The sequence below is a fragment of the Geomonas sp. Red276 genome (assembly GCF_054784495.1).
The window spans coordinates 39971-59560 of sequence record NZ_BLXW01000012.1 but is presented as its reverse complement, the minus strand read 5'-3'; the positions used below and the strand labels follow the sequence as shown (position 1 = coordinate 59560).

Annotated in this window: 19 protein-coding genes; all 19 read right to left on the bottom strand. The window is 63.5% G+C overall.

Translation table 11 applies throughout. From position 1 onward, the window contains the following. Positions 1 to 29: 29 nt before the first annotated feature. Positions 30 to 794 carry a class I SAM-dependent methyltransferase gene (locus tag ACYVL5_RS10380; protein WP_460595496.1) on the bottom strand — a complete coding sequence of 255 codons (765 nt, stop codon included), beginning with the start codon at positions 792 to 794 and terminating at the stop codon, positions 30 to 32. Positions 795 to 833: 39 nt separating this feature from the next. Continuing rightward, entirely contained in the window at positions 834 to 1814 is a 981-nt protein-coding gene (locus tag ACYVL5_RS10375; RefSeq protein WP_460595495.1) for a glycosyltransferase family 2 protein, read from the bottom strand. 23 nt (positions 1815 to 1837) lie between these two features. Beyond that, positions 1838 to 3325, bottom strand: coding sequence for an O-antigen translocase (locus ACYVL5_RS10370; RefSeq protein WP_460595494.1), 1488 nt, complete (start codon positions 3323 to 3325; stop codon positions 1838 to 1840). Further along, positions 3326 to 4426, bottom strand: coding sequence for a glycosyltransferase family 2 protein (locus ACYVL5_RS10365; protein WP_460595493.1), 1101 nt, complete (start codon positions 4424 to 4426; stop codon positions 3326 to 3328). It lies immediately after the preceding gene. Next, complete coding sequence (locus ACYVL5_RS10360; protein ID WP_460595492.1) at positions 4419 to 5210, bottom strand: class I SAM-dependent methyltransferase; 792 nt, start codon at positions 5208 to 5210, stop codon at positions 4419 to 4421. The genes ACYVL5_RS10365 and ACYVL5_RS10360 overlap by 8 nt, the downstream gene beginning before the upstream one ends. A gap of 26 nt (positions 5211 to 5236) precedes the next feature. Next, positions 5237 to 6034 (bottom strand): DUF268 domain-containing protein, encoded by a 798-nt coding sequence (locus ACYVL5_RS10355; protein ID WP_460595491.1) that lies wholly within the window; start codon positions 6032 to 6034, stop codon positions 5237 to 5239. Between the two features lie 57 nt (positions 6035 to 6091). Further along, the gene (locus tag ACYVL5_RS10350; protein WP_460595490.1) at positions 6092 to 7306 is read right to left on the bottom strand and encodes a glycosyltransferase; all 1215 of its coding nucleotides are present in this window, start codon (positions 7304 to 7306) and stop codon (positions 6092 to 6094) included. Then, complete coding sequence (locus tag ACYVL5_RS10345; RefSeq protein ID WP_460595489.1) at positions 7296 to 8027, bottom strand: glycosyltransferase family 32 protein; 732 nt, start codon at positions 8025 to 8027, stop codon at positions 7296 to 7298. Before ACYVL5_RS10345 ends, ACYVL5_RS10350 begins: the two co-directional genes overlap by 11 nt. Beyond that, positions 8024 to 8899, bottom strand: coding sequence for an alpha-1,2-fucosyltransferase (locus tag ACYVL5_RS10340; RefSeq protein WP_460595488.1), 876 nt, complete (start codon positions 8897 to 8899; stop codon positions 8024 to 8026). The genes ACYVL5_RS10345 and ACYVL5_RS10340 overlap by 4 nt, the downstream gene beginning before the upstream one ends. A gap of 65 nt (positions 8900 to 8964) precedes the next feature. Further along, positions 8965 to 10152, bottom strand: a complete 1188-nt coding sequence (locus tag ACYVL5_RS10335; protein ID WP_460595487.1) for a GumC family protein — start codon at positions 10150 to 10152, stop codon at positions 8965 to 8967. Between the two features lie 399 nt (positions 10153 to 10551). Continuing rightward, positions 10552 to 11067 (bottom strand): KdsC family phosphatase, encoded by a 516-nt coding sequence (locus ACYVL5_RS10330; RefSeq protein ID WP_460595565.1) that lies wholly within the window; start codon positions 11065 to 11067, stop codon positions 10552 to 10554. Positions 11068 to 11253: 186 nt separating this feature from the next. Continuing rightward, positions 11254 to 12219, bottom strand: coding sequence for a KpsF/GutQ family sugar-phosphate isomerase (locus ACYVL5_RS10325; RefSeq protein WP_460595486.1), 966 nt, complete (start codon positions 12217 to 12219; stop codon positions 11254 to 11256). Beyond that, the gene (gene kdsA, locus ACYVL5_RS10320) at positions 12216 to 13037 is read right to left on the bottom strand and encodes a 3-deoxy-8-phosphooctulonate synthase (RefSeq protein WP_460595485.1); all 822 of its coding nucleotides are present in this window, start codon (positions 13035 to 13037) and stop codon (positions 12216 to 12218) included. The genes ACYVL5_RS10325 and kdsA overlap by 4 nt, the downstream gene beginning before the upstream one ends. A 119-nt stretch (positions 13038 to 13156) precedes the next feature. Then, entirely contained in the window at positions 13157 to 14761 is a 1605-nt protein-coding gene (locus ACYVL5_RS10315) for a CTP synthase (RefSeq protein ID WP_460595484.1), read from the bottom strand. Positions 14762 to 14892: 131 nt separating this feature from the next. Continuing rightward, positions 14893 to 15651 (bottom strand): 3-deoxy-manno-octulosonate cytidylyltransferase, encoded by a 759-nt coding sequence (gene kdsB / locus ACYVL5_RS10310; RefSeq protein WP_460595483.1) that lies wholly within the window; start codon positions 15649 to 15651, stop codon positions 14893 to 14895. Positions 15652 to 15842: 191 nt separating this feature from the next. After that, positions 15843 to 17078, bottom strand: a complete 1236-nt coding sequence (locus tag ACYVL5_RS10305) for an EAL and HDOD domain-containing protein (protein ID WP_460595482.1) — start codon at positions 17076 to 17078, stop codon at positions 15843 to 15845. A gap of 67 nt (positions 17079 to 17145) precedes the next feature. Further along, the gene (locus ACYVL5_RS10300) at positions 17146 to 18210 is read right to left on the bottom strand and encodes a protein-glutamate methylesterase/protein-glutamine glutaminase (protein ID WP_460595481.1); all 1065 of its coding nucleotides are present in this window, start codon (positions 18208 to 18210) and stop codon (positions 17146 to 17148) included. Position 18211: 1 nt separating this feature from the next. Beyond that, positions 18212 to 18706: a chemotaxis protein CheD gene (locus ACYVL5_RS10295; RefSeq protein ID WP_460595480.1), complete on the bottom strand. Its 495-nt coding sequence runs from the start codon at positions 18704 to 18706 to the stop codon at positions 18212 to 18214. After that, complete coding sequence (locus tag ACYVL5_RS10290; RefSeq protein WP_460595479.1) at positions 18703 to 19581, bottom strand: CheR family methyltransferase; 879 nt, start codon at positions 19579 to 19581, stop codon at positions 18703 to 18705. Before ACYVL5_RS10290 ends, ACYVL5_RS10295 begins: the two co-directional genes overlap by 4 nt. Positions 19582 to 19590 lie beyond the last annotated feature (9 nt).

Genomic DNA, 19590 nt, shown 5'->3' with positions numbered 1-19590 from the left:
GGCGCCTCGCACCCGCGGTCCAGGTTACCTCAGCACCGGTAAGCGGTCACCTTCTCACCGTGCTTGTCGAAGCGCAGAAAATCCTTGGTGGCCAGGTAGAAGGCCCGGTCGCAACCCATGGTGATACGGTCGTGCAGTTCGGCGGCCACCACGTCGACCTTGTCGATCCAGGAGGCGCTTGCCTCGAAGACCTCCTTCTCCCCTCCCTCGATGTCTATCTTGAGGATGTCGATCCTCTCCAGCCCGAAGTCGGCGAGGAGGGTGGCCATGGTTATACAGTCGATCTCCTGCCCGGTGGCCTCGGCCGCGCCGTCGGTGTCCGCCACCGTGTAGCCCCAGGGGCCGGTCTGCCGGTTTTTGATCTTCCTGCTGCAGCGGGTTCCCCAGAGCGCCGCCCTGATGGGGACGATGTTTCCGTAGGAGGCGGTATTCTCCACTAGCAGACGGAAGTTATCCTCCTCCGGTTCGATGGCGTAGACGGTCGCCTCGGGGAAACGCCTGGCGAAATAGATGGCCGAGGTGCCGATGTTGGCTCCGGCGTCCACGATGACCGAGGCGTGCGGCCACGAGATGTCGCCGTATTCCTCGAGGTGGAGGCTGCTGATGGCCACTTCCAGATCCGAGCTCCCCGCCCGGATGCGGAGATTCTCCCCGCCGACCGTGACGTCGACCACCTTTCCACCGGGGGCGGCGCTGTACCTGATGGCGGAGGAGGTGGAACCGAGCACCTTCCTGAGGTGATAGATCCTCTTCACCCTCTCGGGGATGAGCTTCTTAACGAGTCTGATGATCATCGTCTGCGGCACCTCCGGTGAATTGGCAACGGGCTCCTCTCAGGAGACCGCGACCTTCCCTGCCCCCTTCAATACCCTGGCGAGCCGCACGAGCCCCTGCAGGGAAAGGAGCAGACCCAGCAAAAAGTTCGCGCATCCCCTGGACCAGAGCAGCGGGTCGCGGAAGGGGGACGCGTGCCTCCAGAGCATGGTGAACCCGACGCGGAAACCACGGCCGTACCCCTTGTCGCGCAGGAAGGGGGGGAGTTTGGCCTCCAGCCACTTCCGGGTCGAGAAACGGAGCCGGGGAGGTATCCGCCCCTCCCGCAGGTACTTTTCGATGACCAGGAAGGTCCGCGGGTAGTGGGGCTTTCCGCGCCCGGCGAGCCGGCGGGCGTCCTGGCGGCAGGCACCCTCTCCCCGGCGGTCGTACCAGGCGAGCGCACGCGGCAGGTACACCATCCGTGGGCACTCGAAGGCGAGCCGCATCCACATCTCGAGGTCCTCCCCCATCCTGACTCCCGGGGTGAAGCCGCCGACCCGCCCGAAGACCTCCCGCTTGACCGCGGTGGCCGAGGTCCACATGCCGGCGGTGGAGAGTTCGAAGGCGAGGTAATCCTCGACCAGCAGGGGGGCGCATCCCGCGTCCGCGAGCCCCACCACGCGGGTGGCCTCCTCGGTGATCTCGTGATAGGCGCAAAAGCACGCCTCGACGCCGGGGAAGCGGGAGATGGCGTCCCGGAACGACTCCAGGTAGTCGGCGTCCCACCGGTCGTCGGCATCCAAAAAGACCACCCACTCTCCCGTCGCCTCCGCGATGCCCCGGTTGCGGGCCACACTCACCCCGCCGTTTTCCTGGCGAACGAGCCTGATCCGGCGGTCGGCGACCTCCTCGACCATCTCGGGCCCGCGGTCGGTGGAGCCGTCGTCCACCACCACCGCCTCGAAGTCGGCGAAGCTCTGGGCAAGGAGGCTCTCCAGGGTGGCGGCCACGCTGGACTCCTTGTTGTAAAGCGGTATCACCACGCTGAATAACGGCATCGATCCACCCAAAAAGCCCCCCGTCAGGTGAGCCGCAGTTTCGCCATCACGTATTCCCACACGTTCATCTCGCTCTTGGCCACCAGCTGCCGCAGGCAAAGGAGAACGGAAAGAAGGACCAGTGCGATGTTGATCCCCCAGCTCGTCCAGACGTTGTCGTTATAGGTGAGGTTCACCATGAGAAGCGACAAAAGGCCCAGGGAGAAGAGCGTCAGCAGGGTCGTTCCCCGCGACCAGCTCACCCCGGCCACCTTCTTGATGATGACCACCATGGCCGCGGTGTAGAAAACGTTCTGGGCGATCAGGGCCATGCCGACGCCGTTGATGCCGATCAGCTTGCTCAGCAAGAAGACCGAGGCGAGATGCATGAGGGCCGATCCCGCGTCGGTCATGAAGCAGAGCCTCCCCTTCCCCTTGGCCATCAGGACGTACCCAAGCGGCCAGGAGAAGACCCGCCCCAGCATCCCGAAGCAGCACCACCTCAATACCGGCACCGCGGCCACGAAGGATGACGAATAGAACAGCCGGATGATCCAGGGGGCCATCACGATCATGGCGGCAAGCCCCGGGAGCGCCAGCAGGATGGAGACCTCGAGCTGCTCGTTGACCATCCGCTCCAGCGCCTGGTGGTCGTTGGAGACCGCCGCCAGCCGCGGGTAGTAGTCGGTCCCCATGGCGCTCAGCACGAAACCGACGAAGACCGCGGAAAGCCCGAGCGCCGCCTGGCAGATCCCGGCCCCCTCCAGGTTGAACTGGCGGACGATGAGGATCTGGACCAGGTAGGTGCAGATGTTCGACACCAGGCTCCCCCCCATGAGTCCCACCCCCAGGGAGAGGAGCTGCCTCGCCTCGTCGCGGCTCTCCCCCCAGCTTAAGGGGACCTTCCGGACCGGGACGCGGCGGGCGAACCACCACGAGGTGACCAGTGCGGCGGCCGCGCTCAGGATCATGCTCGGCACGATCCCGTTCATCCCCCAGAGGTAAAAGCAGGGGATGCTGATCAGGGTGCCGTTCAAGGCCCCGAGCACGCTGATGCGGGCCAGGTCCCCCACCCTCCGGTTCCCCTGCAGCACGCAGGCCTGCCCCGAGGCGATGGAGGAGAGGAGGATGGTGATCCCCAAAAGCGCGATGCTCCAGGCGTACTGTCCGCCGGAGAAGGTGATGTGCGAGATCGGGAAGCAAAAGAGCACCATGGCCAGCATGCCGATGGCGCCGGTAATCCAGACCGTGCGCCGCAGGGTAAGCACGGTGCGGGCGACCACGGCGTCGTCGCCGCTCCCCACCGCCTCGGCCACCTGGCGGACGCCGCTTCTCCCGAGCCCCAGGCCGGAGACGGTGGTCACCAGGCCGGTTATCTGGTTGTAGGTCCCGATCAACCCGACCCCGGCCGGGCCGATCAGGGTTGCCACGAACTTCGCGCGCACCATCCCGATCAGGATGTTGAGCGCGGAGGAACCGCCGATCAGGATGGTGGACTTCAGGATGTTACGATAGCTGCTGCCTTGGGACATTTATCTGGTGCCACCTTTTAAAAGCCGTTTCAGTTGCTTCCTCATCCAGCAGGCGCCGAGCATGGTCAGGGCCAGCCGGTGTTTCAGGCAGAAGCGGTAGAAGCGCTCCTCCCCCCCCTCGGCCGGGGCGGCAACGGACCGCAGACAGGCGGAGGTATCGGGATCGGCCATGATTTTCCGGGCCTCCTCCCATCTTTTGGCGACCGGAAGCCGGCAATCGTCGTGCACGAGGTTCAGCAGGAAGATCTCGACCAGGTTCCCCAGGTAGCGCCCATGGTTGTAGGCGTCAAGCGCCGGGTCCTCGAGCCCCCACTGACGGCAGAACTGCCGAAAGCCCCGGTAGATCGACCGGCAGATGGCGAACTTCTCCGGGACGTAACGGGTCCCGGCGTTACCGTGCGGGTAGACCACGTAGTGGTACGGCGTGCGCCCGGAAACCGCCAGGCTCGAGAGGTGCGGGTAGAGCCGGAGGTTGAACGGCTCGTCCTGGCGGATCCTCTCGTCGCCGAAGCGGGCCCCCTGGCGGTCCAGGAAGCTCTTGCGGTAGAACTTGTTCATCATGAAGCCGTTGCCGTGGCGGACGAAGACGAAGAGCTCGGCGAAGCGCTCCTTGATCTGCCGGTTCTCGACCAGGTGGAGCTCGGGAAAGGCGAGCGTATCGAGGAGCGCTCCCTGGTGGTCGCAGACGGTGAGCCCGTGCATGACCAGTTCGGCGCCGGTCTTCCGCATCATCTCGACGTTGTGTTCGAGCCAGTCGGTATCGACCGCGTCGTCGACGTCGTAGAAGGCGACGTAGGTCCCGCGTGCGTGCTCAAGCCCGGTGTTGCGGGCGCTGGCCAGGCCGCCGTTTGGCTGGTGCACCACCCGGATCCTCGGGTCTTCCGCCGCCAGGGCGTCACAGCGTGCCCCGGTTGCGTCGGTGGAGCCGTCGTCCACCAGGATCACCTCGAAGTGGGGATAGCTCTGGTTGCGGATGCACTCCATCCCCTGGGGAAGGAACTGCTCGACGTTGTAGGCGCCGACGATGACGGTCACCAGTTCGATCGCCGCCCCCTCCCCTGCCCCCGCGGCCGAAGGCCGGATGCGGGCGGGATCAGTCACCGGTTCTGATGTACAGGTCACCGAAGGCCTTGGCATCGACCGCGGAGAGACGCGGCTTGATCTGGTCCTCACCGATCCACTCGGGGAAGTGGAAGGAGAGCGACTCCCCGAGGCTTATCTGGAAGCGGGCCGGGGAGATCTTGCTGACGTGGTCGATGCAGTTGAAGGTGTTCTCCAGGTACTCCGGTATGAACTCCAGCGACATCGCCTTCACAGGCCGGGAGAGGCCGGAGAGCACCTCGTACTCGAACCCTTCCACGTCGATCTTCATGAACGCGGGGGAGCCGTGGGAGGCGATCAGGTTGTCGAGGGTGTCCATCTGGATGACTTCCTTGCGGTCCCACTGGTAGCCGCCGAAGCGCCCGCTCTCCTTGACCGCCTCGATCCACTGCTGCGAGAGCGAGGTGACGGTGCTTTCCGGGCAGATGTTGATCTCCGCCTGGCCCGGTTTGGGGCCGAGCGCCTTTCTGACCAGCCTGAAGTTGGGATTGGTGCCGAAGGTCTGCTCGAGGAAGTCGCCGCAGCGCTTCTGGGGCTCCACCGCCACCACCTTGGCGCCGAGCTTGAGGAACACCTTGGTGCGGTTGCCGAGGTTCGCCCCCACGTCGAAGACCGTGTCGCCGGGGTTCACGAACTGCCGGTAGAACTCCATCATGTGGTCGTCTTCCTGGGTCCATTCCAGAATCCCCTTGGAGAGTTGCTGCAGTTCCTCGGCTTCCCGGTACTTGCGATAGACGGTGTAGACGGGCGTTTTCTTAAGGACACTCTTAATGCTTTGGATCATGAGCTCTCCTGGCCGCGGTGGCGGCGTTAAAGTTTGGTCATTTCGAAGATCGCACAGCCGCAGCGGCATCCGCAGTTGTCGGCAATTACCGCGTCGGTAAGGGTGACGTTTTCGTGCAAAAGCCCCCGGTCGTCCACGTAGTTGAAACGGTCGACCCGGTAGTTGGGGGCGAACAGGTCGAGCAGAAAGCGGAGGCTGAACACCCGGTGCGCGTTGAACTCGACCCTGAGCGGCCCCATCGGGACCGAGAAGTAAAACTTCCCTCCCCTCTTGAGGGCCTGCCCCATGTTGTTGATGCCGTCAAGGTAGCCGTTGTAGTTGATCGGGTCGCCGTAACGGCCGAGCCCGAAATGTTCCACGGCATGCAACGAGGAGAGCGAATCGCAGCACTCGCGATAGCGCTCCTCCATCGGGGACATCAGGTCGACGCAGGAGAAGTGGATGTTGGGGACCCGGTTCTCAAGCGGCCTGATGTCGAACACCTCGATCTCGCGGAAGGTGGCGACGTGGGCCACGAAGCCGTCCACCCGGGAACCGATATCGACATGCCGTTGCGGATTGTTTTCGAGCACGCGGCGGGCCACCAGGAGGTCCTGGTGGAAATAGGGTCCCGATGCGACCCCGCTTTCGGAGCTCCGATCGTGGAGCAGCGGCCAGAGTTCGCCGAAATGGAAGGTGCCACCCGCGGCTTGCGCCTGTCGCTTGAACTCGGCCAGTTCACGGTAATAGACCGGCAAAGCCCGGCAGGTGGCCAGTGTCTTCATCGGATCGAACCCGAAGAGTACCATGCCGTTATACAATTTCCAGAGGTAGCGCTTCACCATGCCCATTTTTTCCTCGAAAAGCCTGCTTTTTTTCCCGAAACCGGGGCTGAGCCCGTTTCAGCCAAGCGGAGACAGCAGGCGGTAGATCTTTTCCAGTTCGCAGCGGTTGCTGTAATCCCCTTCACGGGCCGCAGCGGCCAGCGCCTCGCGGTAGCCGGGGTCGTCGATCAGGCGGCCGATCCCTTCGGCGATCCCCTCCACTCCCATCTCGCATATATGCCCGTCCACCCCGTCCGCCACCTGGCTCGACGAGGTCGGATACCTGGTGATGACCACCGGCTTCCCGAGGACCTGCGCCTCGCGGACGGTGACCGCCTTCCCCTCGTAGCGGGAGGGCTGCACGTAGAGGTCGCAGGCCGCCATGTACGGGTACGGGTTGATCTTCTGCCCCAGGATCACGAAATCTTCCTGCAGGCCGTGCTCGGCGATCAGGGCGCGGATCATCGGCTCGTCGGGGCCGTAGCCGATCGCGTACCAGCGAACCCGGCGCCCCTTGTCGAGGAGGCGGCGGCAGGCGAGCACCGCCTGGTCGATCCCCTTGGCGTGCGAGAAGCGGCCGACGCTGAGGATGCGGGTCACCCCCGGGAGGGAAGGCATCTCGTCCGGGGTGAATTCGGAGGCCTGCCGGCGGATCAGCTCGGGGGCGAGGATGTTCTCGATGACCTGTACGCGGCTCGCGAAACGGGGGAACCTTTTCCCGAATGAATTGCCGACCTCATCGGAGACGGCGACCAACCGGTCGAGGCTCCCCCACATGGCATCCTCGGGCCCTTCCTCGACCGGGATACTCGTGTAGTCGGTGTGGATCCAGCCTACCTTGACCCTGGCCCGCACCCGCCGGGCCACCAGGTAGTGCGGCACCATGAAGCTGACCGCGAGTTCGTACTCTCCCGCCACCTCCGGAAGAAGCGGGAGCGCGTACCGCCAGCTCCTCTGCAGTTGCAGGTAGCCCGGCTCGACCACCCCTTCCTTCCAACGGTCGGCAAACGACCGCGCCTTGGCGAGGAGGCGGGCGGCGGCGAGCCCCGCGTTCCCCTCCCGCACGAGGAGCTGGATCGGCCGCTCGAAACTCCCGTAGGAGCGCACTTCCGGGAGAAGCCGCGGCCCCTCCGGGAGATAACGCATGAACGGGCCGTCGTGGCGGTGCAGCAGGAGGTCCACCCGGCAGCGCCGGTAGTCGAGCCCTCCCAAGAGCCCGAGGAGGCTTCGTTCGATGCCGCCGATCTCGAGCCCGGCCGAGACGATGAGGACCCTCGGCGTGCTACTTGGCATGGTTCTTAAGCCAGAGCGCCGAGGAGAGCCGCTCCCCGAGGATGGCGTGGGAGACCCGCTTCACCGCCCTTTTTATCTCGGCCAGCCGGGAGGAGTTCCAGGTCCCGGTGTAGTGATGGATGGTGTAGCTCTCCGGATAGCTCGCCGTCCCCCCGGTCCGGTAATCGTAGGGGGAAAAGTAGCGCTGGGGGTAGATGCAGTCGCCGTCGTAGGTCCGCTGCATCGCGTTGTCCAGGGCGATCCCCTCCCCTTCCCAGAGCGAGGTCAAAAGCGACACGTTGGTGGTCAGGTCGTAGCTTCCGTCCTCTTTGACGAAGTGGCGGTCCCGGTAGTGCTCCAGGTAGGCGGCCAAAAGCGGGTGACCGGCGATGGAACCGAAGGTGCTGGTGGCGAGGAAGTTCCCGGCCTCGAACCCCCAGAAGGATCGGTGGACCAGGAGGGGATCGAACGATTTCAGCACCTCGACGTCGGTGTCGAGGTAGATCCCCCCCTCGCGGTAGAGCGCCTGGCCGCGGGCCACGTCGCTCACGAAGGCGAACTTACGGGCCTCATACGCCTCGGCCACGTACGGAAAACACCCCGTGTCGAAGTTACTCTCGTTCCACTCCTTTATCCGGTACCCGGGGAGCGCCTGCCGCCAGCTGGCCATGCAGCGCTCGACCAGGGGAGGCTTGTGGTTGTGACCGAACCAGCAGTAGTGGATCACCTTGGGGATGGTCATACCGGCACCACCGTCCAGCTGTCGAGATGGACGTCCGTCTTCAGCTCGCCGTTGAACCACCGGCTCGGGGCGACCACCACCTTGCCGGGGTTGTCCGCCAGGTAGGACGCCCACCAGCTGAAACTGCTGTTGGACATGATGAAGTGCTTGCAGCAGTACATGAGGCGCAGCTCTTCATAGTCGGGATTGTCCTGCTCCACGAAGCGGACGGTGCCCGGGAACCGGTAGTGTTCCTTCACCCAGGCGATATCGTCCGAGAAGATGTAATAGACCGGGTCGGCAAGCCGGGTACCCGTGATGTCGAGGGCTTTGCGGAAATATTCTTCCCCGCAGACCTCGTGACGGGAGCACCCGACGTAATCACCCCGGCGCACATGGACGCAGACGGAGTTGCACGAGGAGATCTCTTCGGTCAGCTTGAGGTTCGAGGCGGAGGGAGGCTCCTTCACCCTGAGTTCACCCTTCAGGGTCTGCGCGATGTCCCTGAAATACCGCTCCGACTGGAAAAGCCCGATCACGTACTTGTTCGAAAAGGTGGAACGGACGAAGGGGTAGTAGCAGACGTCCTCGGAAACGTAGAGGCCGAACTTGCTCATGAGGGCGAAGGAAAGCGGTCCGTGGAACTTTCCCCCGAACAACCGGTAGCAAAGCTTGTAGAAAAGGTTGTAAACGCCCGGGAGTTCGGCGGGGTCCAGCACCCGGAGGTTATCGGGCAGGTTCAATCTGCCCAGGGAAAAGGAGCGCCCCCCGTTCTCGGCGAACCACGAGAGGTCGAGCACCAGGTCGTCCCGGTAACGGGACTGGAGCCACCTGGCGTAGGCGTACTGGAACATCTGGTTTCCCAGGCCGCCGTATGGTTTCAGGACCAGCATGACGTCACTCCTTCAGGCACTGTTCCGCGAAAAGCGCACCGCGACGAACAAGAAAGTACCACATGCTAACGAAGCCTTAAGAGTTGGCGTTTCATCTCGTTCCAGTTTTTGCGCTCGACGGGGTCCAGACGGTCCAGGTACTCCTGCCAGAAGGCGAGGAGGATGGAAACCACCAGGGCCGCCGTGGTGGCCATCACCACCGTCGCGGCACGCCTTGGAAACACCTTGCGAACCGGCGGGATGGCCTCGTCCAGGACCTGGAGGGAGGAGGAATCCTTGGACTCGGTCAGCTTGGCCATCTCGTACTGCTTGGTGAGCTGCTCGTAGAGGTTTTCCTGGATCTTGAATTCCCTCTCGCGCCGCGCGTATTCGAGCCCGAGGGCGGGGACGCTGCCGATCGAGGGAAGCCCCTCGGCCGCTCCGCCCGAACCGGCCATCTGCGCCAGGTTGGCCCTCATGTTCTTGATACTGGTGGAAAGGGCCCGCACCTCGGGGCTCTGGTCGGTCTGGGCTTGCCTAAGAGCGGCCAGCTTGGCCTCGTTGGTGGTGATCTCCCCCTTCAGCTTCGAGATGATGGTGAAGGACTGGGTGACCTGGGAGTCGACGTGCATGACCTTGTTCTGCTGGGCGAAGTTCTTGAGGTCTTCCTCGGCCCGTTTCAGGTCCCCCTTGACCACATCGAGGCGTTTCTCGAGGAAAAGCCGCTCGCTCCCGGCCTTGGTGAGGTTCAGGCGGACCATGGTCCGGCTCAGTTCATCGGAGAAGGCGTTGGCCACCACGGCCGCCTGCTTGGGGTCGCGGTCGCGTACCGCGATGGTGATGATCCCGTTCTTGGCGGCCTGGATGGAGAGCTTGCGGTCGAGCTGGTCGCGGGCGTCGTCCATGGCCTGCGGAGAGGCGCTCCGCGAGAGATGGAGCCTCTGGATGACATTGTCTTTAAGGGAACGGCTTTTAAGGATGTCGACGTAGACGTCGCCGCCGCCGAGCGTTCCGGCAGCCAGTGCGGCGATGCCTCCCGCCTGGCTCAGTACCGCGGAGAGCGGTCCGGCTCCACCCTCCTTCTGTGGGGGGAGCACCTTGGCGGAGGCTTCATAGACATTGGGGAGGAAAAGAGTGACTACGCAGGTTGCCAGGGCTGTGACGCCGCAGACAGAAATGATGAGAAGTTTGCGTTTGACGAGAACTTTGAGCAGTTCGAGCAGAGTGATCTGTTTTCCCGAACTATCTTGAACCAGGCCCAGCTTATCCACCATACAATCCCCTGCTATAGATGCATTCACCATGAGTTAAAATCGGAGGCTAAGACCACCAAATACTGAGAGCTCAAGGGATATGAGAGATGATGACCGAGTGTTGTCTTATAGCATTAGGAATCCCCAAAGTAAACGGGAATTGTGGGGAATTGGGTAAAAAAGCAACATTTTCATTAATAAGCCGGCCACCAGAAAAACAGGGAGGGTGAAAACGGGGGGACGGGAGAGAAAAACGGCAGGAAGTTGGAAGGTTGGGCCCGATACTTCGGGTAAAGGTTAAACGGGGGGGAGATGCCGGTGCCCCTTCACGGGGAAGGGTGTCCGAAGGGCCATTTGATATACCCTCGCCCCTTCAGGGGAGAGGGTGCCCGAAGGGCGGGTGAGGGAGGTTCTCGCCTTTCAAACGTAGTAGCGGCTGGTGATCTCTTCCCAGAGCCCCCGCCCCTTGATGATGTGATCGCAGACCTCGCGGACGGCACCCCAGCCGCCGCGGGCCTGGGTCACGTAGTGGACGTGGGGGAGCACTTCGGCGATGGCGTCGGCGGGGGCGGCGGCAAAGCCGACCCGGCGAAGGACCGGGATGTCGATCACGTCGTCCCCCATGAAGGCGACCTCTTCGTCGGTGAGGCCGGTGGCTAAAAGGATCTTCTGGTACGGCTCGAGCTTGTTGAGCGACTTCTGGTAGACGATCTTGATGCCGAGCTCGGCGGCCCGGTTGGTCACCACCACCGATTCGCGGCCGGAGATGATCGCCACCTCGATGCCGGCCCGCTGGAGCATCTTGATGCCGTGGCCGTCCTTCACGTTGAAGAACTTGCTCTCCACCCCGTTGGAATCGAAGATGATCCGGCCATCGGTCATGACACCGTCCACGTCCAGGATCAAAAGCTTGATCTTTTTCACTCTCTCTTCCACGGGTACCTCTATATGTTCGGTGGTCTTCTTGTTGTATTCCGATTGTCTCAACGTACATCCCCTCGCCCCCTTGGGGGAGAGGGTTAGGGTGATGGGGGAAAGAGTGAAGAACCGCCCTCACCCGCCCTCCGGGCACCCTCTCCCCTAAAGGGGCGAGGGTTTATAGATAGCGCCATGTGGAAGGTGTCAGGCGATACCGGCCTTGAGGAGATCGTGCAGGTGCACGATGCCGACCGGGGCGGCGCTCTCGTCGTCGGCGAAGACGAACAACGAGGTGATCGAGTACTGCTCCATCTGCTGCAGGGCGCGGGCGGCCAGTTCGTCGCTGCGGATCCGCTTCGGCTTGGTCTTCATGAGTGCGGAGGCCGGCAGGTTGATGATGTCGAGCCCCTTCCCCAGGGCACGGCGGAGGTCGCCGTCGGTGATCACACCCACCAAGGCCCCCCGGTCGTCGGTGACCCCGGTGATCCCGAGCCCCTTGGAGGTGATGGTGAAGAGCGCTTCCCTCATGAGGGTGTCGGCGCTTACCAGCGGGAGGTTTTCCCCGGAGTGCATGACGTTCTCGACCTTCAGGAGGAGTTTCTTCCCGAGCGCCCCCCCCGGATGGAAGAGGGCGAAATCCTCGGCCTTGAAGCCGCGGGAAACCAGGAGCGCCACCGCGATGGCGTCCCCCATGGCGAGTGTCACCGTCGTCGAGGCGGTCGGGGCGAGCCCCAGGGGGCAGGCCTCTTCCTTTACGGAGATATCGAGGAAGAGATCGCCGCTTTTGGCCAGGGAGGAGTTGGGGTTACCCGCCATGGCGATCAGTGAGGCGCCGAGGCGCTTGATGATCGGGAGGATGCGGACCACCTCTTCCGTTTCGCCGGAGTTGGAGATGGCGATCACCACGTCACCCTTCATGATCATGCCGAGGTCGCCGTGGATCCCTTCCGCCGGATGAAGGAAGAACGCCGGGGTGCCGGTGGAGGCCATGGTGGAGGCGATCTTCTGGCCGATCAGCCCCGACTTGCCCATCCCGGTCACCACCACGCGGCCGGGGGCCCTGAGGATCATCTCCACGGCACGCTCGAAGGTGCCGTCGATGGAGGATTCGAGGTTCTTGAGCGCTTCGGCCTCGACCCTGATTACCCTTTTCGCTTCTTCCAGTATCACTGCTTCACCACCTGGTCGATGGCCTTGAGCTTCTTCAAAAGCGCAGGGAGGTCGTCGAGGCGAACGGAATTGGGGCCGTCGCAAAGCGCCTGCTCGGGGGCCTCGTGGACCTCCATGAAGACGCCGTCGACGCCGGCGGCCACCGCGGCCCGGGAGAGGAACTCCACGTACTCGCGCTGCCCCCCGGACGAGCTCCCCTCCCCGCCCGGAAGCTGGACGGAATGGGTGGCGTCGAAGATCACCGGGCAGCCGGTAGCGCGCATGATCGGGAAGCTCCGCATGTCGACCACCAGGTTGTTGTAGCCGAAGGAGGCGCCCCGCTCGGTGAGGACGATGTTCTCGTTGTCGCAGGAGAGGAGCTTGCCGACCACGTTCTTCATGTCCCAAGGCGCCAGGAACTGCCCCTTCTTGACGTTGATCACCTTCCCGGTCTGGGCGGCGGCGATCAGCAGGTCGGTCTGGCGGCAGAGGAAGGCCGGGATCTGGATCACGTCGAGGACATCGGCGGCCGGTGCGACCTGCTCGATGGAATGGATGTCGGACAGGACGGGAACCCCGAGCGATTCCTTCACCCGGGCCAGGATGCGGAGCCCTTCCTTGAGCCCCGGCCCACGGTAGGCGGTCACCGAGGTGCGGTTGGCCTTGTCGTAGGATGCCTTGAAGATGAGCGGCATGCCGACGCCGTTGCAGATGGTCATCAGCCGTTCGGCATGGCGCATGGTCGCTTTTTCGTTTTCGATCACGCAGGGGCCCGCCACCAGCACGAGCGGTTTCCCTCCGCCTATTTTCACTCCGCCTACGGCTACTTCTCTCGTCATTCAGTTCCCCTGTAAGCGGCAGCAGTCTCCCCCCGAGAGGGTCAGGCACGTTTTAATGAAGCCCACTGCCGGCCGGAAAGGGGGACAGGCACCTTTCAGGAGCCGGTCCCCGTGAACCGCTACCCTTTGCGGTGCTCTTTGGTAGCCGCGATGAACGCCTTGAAGAGCGGATGGGGATTCAAGGGCTTGCTCTTGAATTCCGGGTGGAACTGGCATCCCAGGAACCAGGGGTGGTCCGGGAGCTCGACGATCTCGACCAAGTCGCCTTCGCGGTAGAGGCCGGACACCACCATCCCCTTTTCGACCAGCTGGTTGCGGAACTGGTTGTTGAACTCGTAACGGTGACGGTGACGCTCGGAGATCTCGGTGGCACCGTAGGCCTTCTGGGCGAAGGTCCCCTTGGTGAGCGAGCAGGGATAGGCGCCGAGCCTCATGGTGCCACCCTTGCGCTCGACCCCTTTCTGCTCCTCCATGAGGTGGATGATCGGGCTTGCGCACTCGGGTTTGAACTCGCTGGAGAAGGCCTCCGGGAGGTTGCAGACGTTTCTGGCGTACTCGACGGCTGCCATCTGCATCCCGAGGCAGATCCCGAAGAAGGGAACCTTGTTCTCGCGGGCGTAGCGGATCGCCTTGATCTTCCCTTCGGTACCGCGCTCGCCGAAGCCGCCCGGGACCAGGATGCCGTCCACCTGGGCAAGCGTCGCCTCGGCACCCTCCTCCTCGAGTTTCTCGGAGTCGAAGTAGACGATCTTGACCCGGCAGTCGTTGCCGATCCCGCCGTGGGTGAGCGCCTCGGAGAGCGACTTGTAGGACTCCTTGAGGTCGACGTACTTGCCGACCACGCCGATGCTGACCTCGCCGGAGCCCGGATCGGTCAGCTTGGAGACCACCTTCTGCCAGTGGGAGAGATCCGGAGCCTTGGTCCAGATGTTGAGCTTCTCGACCACCTGCTCGTCGAGCCCCTGGCGGTTCAAGGCGAGCGGCACGGCGTAGATGTGCTCGGCGTCCTGGGAGGTGATGACCGCCTTCTCGTCGACGTTGCAGAAGAGGGCGATCTTGGCCTTCATCTCCTGCGGGATCTCCTGCTCGCAGCGGCAAAGGAGGATGTCCGGCTGGATACCGATCTCGCGGAGCTCCTTGACCGAGTGCTGGGTCGGCTTGGTCTTCAGCTCGCCGGCGGTCTTGATGTAGGGGACCAGGGTGACGTGCAGGTAGAGGACGTTCCCCGCCCCGCGGTCGCTTTTCAGCTGCCGGATCGCCTCCAGGAAGGGGAGCGATTCGATGTCGCCCACGGTGCCGCCGATCTCCACGATGGCGATGTCGCTTCCCTTGGCGTTCTCCAGGATGTTCTGCTTGATCTGGTCGGTGATGTGCGGGATGACCTGGACGGTCCCCCCCAGGTAGTCACCCCGGCGCTCCTTCTCGATGACCGAGAAGTATACCTGGCCGGTGGTGAAGTTGCTCTTCTTGGAGAGCTTCGACGAGGTGTAGCGCTCGTAGTGGCCGAGGTCGAGGTCGGTCTCGGCGCCGTCATCGGTAACGAAGACCTCGCCGTGCTGGAAGGGAGACATGGTGCCGGGATCGACGTTGATGTACGGATCGAGCTTCTGGATGGTGACCCTCAGCCCCCTCGCTTCGAGAAGAGCGCCCAAAGAAGCGGCGGCGAGTCCCTTGCCTATCGAAGAAACAACGCCGCCGGTCACAAAGATGAATTTTGTCTTCACTGTTTAAAACCCCCGGGTGTAACAGGCGGCACCCGCGGCCCCGTTCATTGACGTTGGCTGCCGGTGTGGCCTGACTGGAAAATCCTGTGTTTCGTTTGCTGCTTGCCCCCGCCTTGGGACGGGGCGCCCCCCTACCCCGCCTTCAGCCTGGAGAGCACCTTCTCCAGGTCGGCCGGGGTGTCGACCCCGATGGACTCGAAGTCGGTCTCGACGACCTTGATCCGGTACCCGTTCTCCAGGGCCCTCAGCTGCTCGAGTTTCTCGGAGAGCTCGAGGTAGGTTGGCTTCAAGGCGGTGAAGACCGGGAGGAACTCGCGCCGGTAGACGTAGAGCCCCACGTGCTTGTAGCAGAGGAGCTTGCCGGAGACGAAGGCCTCGTCCTTCAGGTCGTTCCACTTGTCCCGGAAAAAGGGAAGCGGCGAACGGGAGAAGTAGAGGACGTTCCCCTTGAAGTCGGCGACCACCTTGACCACGTTGGGAGAGAGGAAGTCGTGCAGGGTCTTGATCCGGCTCTTCAGGGTGGCGATCGGGAGGGTGGGATCCTCCAGAAGCGGAGCGATGGCCTGGTCGATCATGGCCGGGTCGATCAGCGGCTCGTCCCCCTGGACGTTGACCAGGATGTCGGCGTCGATCCGCTTCGCCACCTCGGCCAGGCGGTCGGTGCCGGTCTCGTGGGAGACCGAGGTCATCTCCACCTTCCCGCCGAAGGCGCGCACCCTCGATGCGATCCTCTCGTCGTCGGTGGCCACGATCACGTCCGAGACCAAAGAAGCCTTCAGCGCCCGCTCATAGACATGCTGCACCATGGGCTTGCCCATGATGTCGGCCAGTGCCTTGCCCTCAAAACGCGTGGATGCATACCTGGCCGGAATAACGGCGGTAATTTTCATTGGCTTCTCGTGGGGGATGCGGCCGGAAAACCGGACGTGAGCTCCCCTTCTGTCGTTTGTGATCTGGAGATCGTGTGGCTGGACGTACGATGCGAGCCGGTGGGAGCCGCCTTAAAAACGGGCAGCTCCGTCCCTCATTGGCGGGACGTAAAACGTTACATCAAAAGGAAGCGCCGTGTCAAGGTGTGAAATCAGATGGATGTGGTCAGGCGGTCGGTCCAGGCGATGGTCGCGATCTGGGCGGAGAGGAGCTTTTCATGAGATAAGCGGCAGACATCGAGCTGGTCGTTGAGCGAGGCGAAGTCGGTCTGCTCCAGTTTTTCCACCAGGGTGAGGAGGGCGCCCAGGTTCCCGTCCCGGCGCAAAAGCGCCGCGCGCACGTCCTCCACCAGGTTGAGCTTGCCGACCAGGTCCTCCATGGAATCCTCGAAGAGGACGTCGATCAGGGAGAGGATCCCGGTCATGAAGGCCCGCTCCGAAAGCTCGCGCCACCCGGCCATCCCCTGGGACTGGACCAGGAGCTCCATGAGCTTGCCGCGGGTGGCCGCCATCTCCAATAGCGGCGCCTGCACCCCCTCCTCGGAATCGCTCGCGTAGAGGGCCAGGGTGATCCAGCGCTTTAGCTGCTCGAGCCCGAGGACGGTGAGTGCGTGGCGCAGCGTCTTGATGCGGACCCGCAGGCCGATGGCGACCGAGTTGACCAGCCTGAGGAGGTTGTAGGTGAGCGGCGGGCTCTGCTTGAAGGTCTCCTCGATGTCGCAGATGTCGGCGTCCGCCATCACCTGCTGCATGAGCTGGAGCATGGTGACCTTCCCCACGTCCACCTTGTTCTGCCTGAGGAGCACGGGGCGGGCGAAGTAGTACCCCTGGAAGAGCTCGAACCCAAGGGAGGAGCAGAAGGTGTACTGTTGCGCGCTCTCCACCTTCTCGGCCAAGAGGGTGAGCGGCCACTCCCTGAGCTTTTCCACCATGGGGGGAAGCTCGTTTCTGGGGATCTGGAGGACGTCCAGCTTGACGATCTTGACCAGCTCGTAGATGGGATGGAAGGCGGGGGAATAGATGTGATCGTCCAGGGCCAGGGTGAATCCCTGCCTTTTCAGCTCGTGGCAGCGCTCCACCACCTCCTGGTCGGCGGCGATGGTCTCCAAAAGCTCGATCACCACCCGGTCCCGGGGAAGGAGCTCGATGGCATCGGTCATCAGCATTTCGCGGGTGACGTTGAAGAAACCCTTGTGGCGGCCGAGGACGTCCTCGAAGCCGAAATCGGAAAGGGCGTTGAGGATCACCGAGGCGCTGGCCGCCTGGATGTCGAAGAACTCGGCGGAGTTCAGGCTGCTGGCGGAACGAAAGAGGATCTCGAAACCGTAGAGCCGCTGGCTCCGGTCGAGAATGGGCTGGCGCCCGAGGAAGAATTGCTCGTCCACCATGATGGCAACCTCGAATGCGGGGGAACCACCCTCCCCCTCGTTTGTTGCGGCAGCCCCAAAACGGGGATCAGCCGCAGAGCTTCAGCACCTCACGGCTGATGGCGTCCAGCGGCTTGACGATGTCGACCCCGCCCATCTTGATCGCCTCGTTGGGCATGCCGAACACCACGCAACTCGCCTCGTCCTGGGCGATGTTGACGGCGCCCGCCTGCTTCATCTCGAGCATGCCGCGGGCGCCGTCGTCTCCCATGCCGGTCATGATGACCCCCACCGCGTTCTTGCCGGCGTAGCGGGCGGCGGAACGGAAGAGGACATCGACCGACGGGCGGTGGCGGGATACCAGGGGGCCGTCCTTGATCTCGACATAATACCGCGCACCACTGCGTTTTAAAAGCAGGTGGTGGTTGCCGGCGGCGATGAGCGCCCTCCCCCGGACCACGGTGTCGTTGTCGGCGGCCTCCTTGACGGTGATCCGGCAAAGGCCGTCCAGACGGCTCGCGAAGGCGCGGGTGAACCCCTCGGGCATGTGCTGGACGATGACGATGCCCGGGCAGTCGGCGGGGAGCGACTCGAGGAAGATCTTCAGCGCCTCGGTCCCGCCGGTGGAGGCGCCGACCACCACGACCTTCTCGGTGGTCTGGATCATGGCGTGGCTCTTGGGCTTTTCCATGATGACGTCGGCGGTCAGTTTGGGAGCCACCGCCCGGCTCGGGACGAAGCGCCTCACCCGCGCCTGGGCGGCCGCCTTGACCGCGTCGCAGATCCTCATCCGGGACTCCTCGAGGAACTCGCGGGTCCCCAGGCGCGGTTTCTGGATGATCTCCACCGCCCCGTATTCGAGCGCCTTGAGGGCGGTCTCCGACCCCTGCTCGGTGAGGCTCGAGCACATCACCACCGGGATCGGGTGCTGGGACATGATCTTCTGAAGGAAGGTGATCCCGTCCATGCGGGGCATCTCCACGTCCAGGGTGATGACGTCGGGGACCTCGTGGCGTATCCGGTCGGCCGCGATGAAGGGGTCCCCGGCGGTGGCCATGATCTCTATGTGGGGGTCGGAGGAGAGGATCTCCACCATAGTCTGGCGCACGACGGCGGAGTCGTCCACCACCAGGACCCGAATCTTTTTCTGCATGCTAATGCTCCGATTTCTTCAGCTTCTTCAGGTAGACCTCGCCGGAGTCGGTGTTGAAGATGAGCTTTCTCCCCCGCTCCCCTCCGAAGTCGTGGCTCACCAGCCGGATCCCCTCGTCCTGCAGCAGCCGCAGGGCCAAATCGGCGTTCTGCTTCCCCACGCTCCCGCCTTTTCCGCGGCAGTTGAACATCTCGGCCCCGCCGAACAGCTTGGCCTGGATCTCGCTCCGGTTGATCCCCCGCTCCGCCAGGTCCCGCAGCATGAGCCGTACCGCGCAGAGAACGTACTTGGCCCCCTCTACCTGGCACTCCCGGCAGGGTGAACGGCGGCAGGCGGGGAGAACGGCGTGGCAGATGGCCCCCACCCTGAGCCTCGGGCAGTAGAGGGTGACGGCGACGCAGGAACCAAGGAGCGTGGTCACCAGGGTGGGCTGGGACGCGATGACCAGCCCACCCGGCTTCAGGTACACCGTGGCGGGCTGGTCATCGGCGGTCATCTCATCTTCCGGTACACGGTGGGGAAGACGCTGGCCAGGGCGACGTCCAGCCCGGAAAGGGTCTCCGAGTGCCCCATGAAGATGAAGGCCCCCGGCTTCATCTGGCGGTGGAAACGCTGCAGCAGCCGCTCCTGGGTCGGGCGGTCGAAGTAGATGATCACGTTGCGGCAGAAGATGATGTCCATCTGCTCCCTGAGGCCGAAGTCGTCGTCCATGAAGTTGAGCCGCTGGAAGCGGACCTTCTCACGCAGCTCCGGCACGATCCTGACCAGTCCGCTCGTGTGGTCCTTGCTCCTCAAGAGGTATTTCTTCTTGAGGTAAAGGGGGATCGGGTCGGCCTGGGTCTCGTGGTAGATGGCCGCCTTGGCCTTGTCGAGCACCCGGGTGGAGATGTCGGTGGCCAGGATCTTGAAGTCGAAGCCGGGGGTCCGCTCGGCGAACTCGGTGAGGACCATGGCCAGGGTGTACGGCTCCTCCCCGGAAGAGCAGCCGGCGCTCCAGATGGAGAGGGTGCCGGTGGGATGGCGGTGGCACCAGTCCGGGAGCACGGTCTGGGTCAGGTAGTCGAAGTGGTCCGGCTCCCGGAAGAAATCGGTCTTGTTGGTGGTGACCATGTCGAGCATGTGCACCAGTTCCTGCTCCATCCCGTGGGGGTCGAAGAGGTACTCGCAGTAGTCGGAAAAGCTGTGCATCCCCAGGGCACGGAGCCTTTTCTGGAGGCGGGCCTCCAGCATGGTCCGCTTCACATCGGGCATCTTGATTCCGCAGGTGTCGTAGATGAATCGGCTCAGCCGGTTGAAGTCCTTGGTGGAAAGGGTTGCCGGTCGGTCGATCAGCGTGCCGGTTTCGGCCATTGAATTCACTCCGGATTGCATGAAATCTCC

Excerpts from the sequence above, each read along its gene's own strand:
- ACYVL5_RS10380 (WP_460595496.1), bottom strand. The coding sequence starts at position 794 with ATGATCATCAGACTCGTTAAGAAGCTCATCCCCGAGAGGGTGAAGAGG.
- ACYVL5_RS10375 (WP_460595495.1), bottom strand. The coding sequence starts at position 1,814 with ATGCCGTTATTCAGCGTGGTGATACCGCTTTACAACAAGGAGTCCAGC.
- ACYVL5_RS10370 (WP_460595494.1), bottom strand. The coding sequence starts at position 3,325 with ATGTCCCAAGGCAGCAGCTATCGTAACATCCTGAAGTCCACCATCCTG.
- ACYVL5_RS10360 (WP_460595492.1), bottom strand. The coding sequence starts at position 5,210 with ATGATCCAAAGCATTAAGAGTGTCCTTAAGAAAACGCCCGTCTACACC.
- ACYVL5_RS10355 (WP_460595491.1), bottom strand. The coding sequence starts at position 6,034 with ATGGTGAAGCGCTACCTCTGGAAATTGTATAACGGCATGGTACTCTTC.
- ACYVL5_RS10350 (WP_460595490.1), bottom strand. The coding sequence starts at position 7,306 with ATGCCAAGTAGCACGCCGAGGGTCCTCATCGTCTCGGCCGGGCTCGAG.
- ACYVL5_RS10345 (WP_460595489.1), bottom strand. The coding sequence starts at position 8,027 with ATGACCATCCCCAAGGTGATCCACTACTGCTGGTTCGGTCACAACCAC.
- ACYVL5_RS10340 (WP_460595488.1), bottom strand. The coding sequence starts at position 8,899 with ATGCTGGTCCTGAAACCATACGGCGGCCTGGGAAACCAGATGTTCCAG.
- ACYVL5_RS10335 (WP_460595487.1), bottom strand. The coding sequence starts at position 10,152 with ATGGTGGATAAGCTGGGCCTGGTTCAAGATAGTTCGGGAAAACAGATC.
- kdsA (WP_460595485.1), bottom strand. The coding sequence starts at position 13,037 with ATGACGAGAGAAGTAGCCGTAGGCGGAGTGAAAATAGGCGGAGGGAAA.
- kdsB (WP_460595483.1), bottom strand. The coding sequence starts at position 15,651 with ATGAAAATTACCGCCGTTATTCCGGCCAGGTATGCATCCACGCGTTTT.
- ACYVL5_RS10305 (WP_460595482.1), bottom strand. The coding sequence starts at position 17,078 with ATGGTGGACGAGCAATTCTTCCTCGGGCGCCAGCCCATTCTCGACCGG.
- ACYVL5_RS10300 (WP_460595481.1), bottom strand. The coding sequence starts at position 18,210 with ATGCAGAAAAAGATTCGGGTCCTGGTGGTGGACGACTCCGCCGTCGTG.
- ACYVL5_RS10295 (WP_460595480.1), bottom strand. The coding sequence starts at position 18,706 with ATGACCGCCGATGACCAGCCCGCCACGGTGTACCTGAAGCCGGGTGGG.
- ACYVL5_RS10290 (WP_460595479.1), bottom strand. The coding sequence starts at position 19,581 with ATGCAATCCGGAGTGAATTCAATGGCCGAAACCGGCACGCTGATCGAC.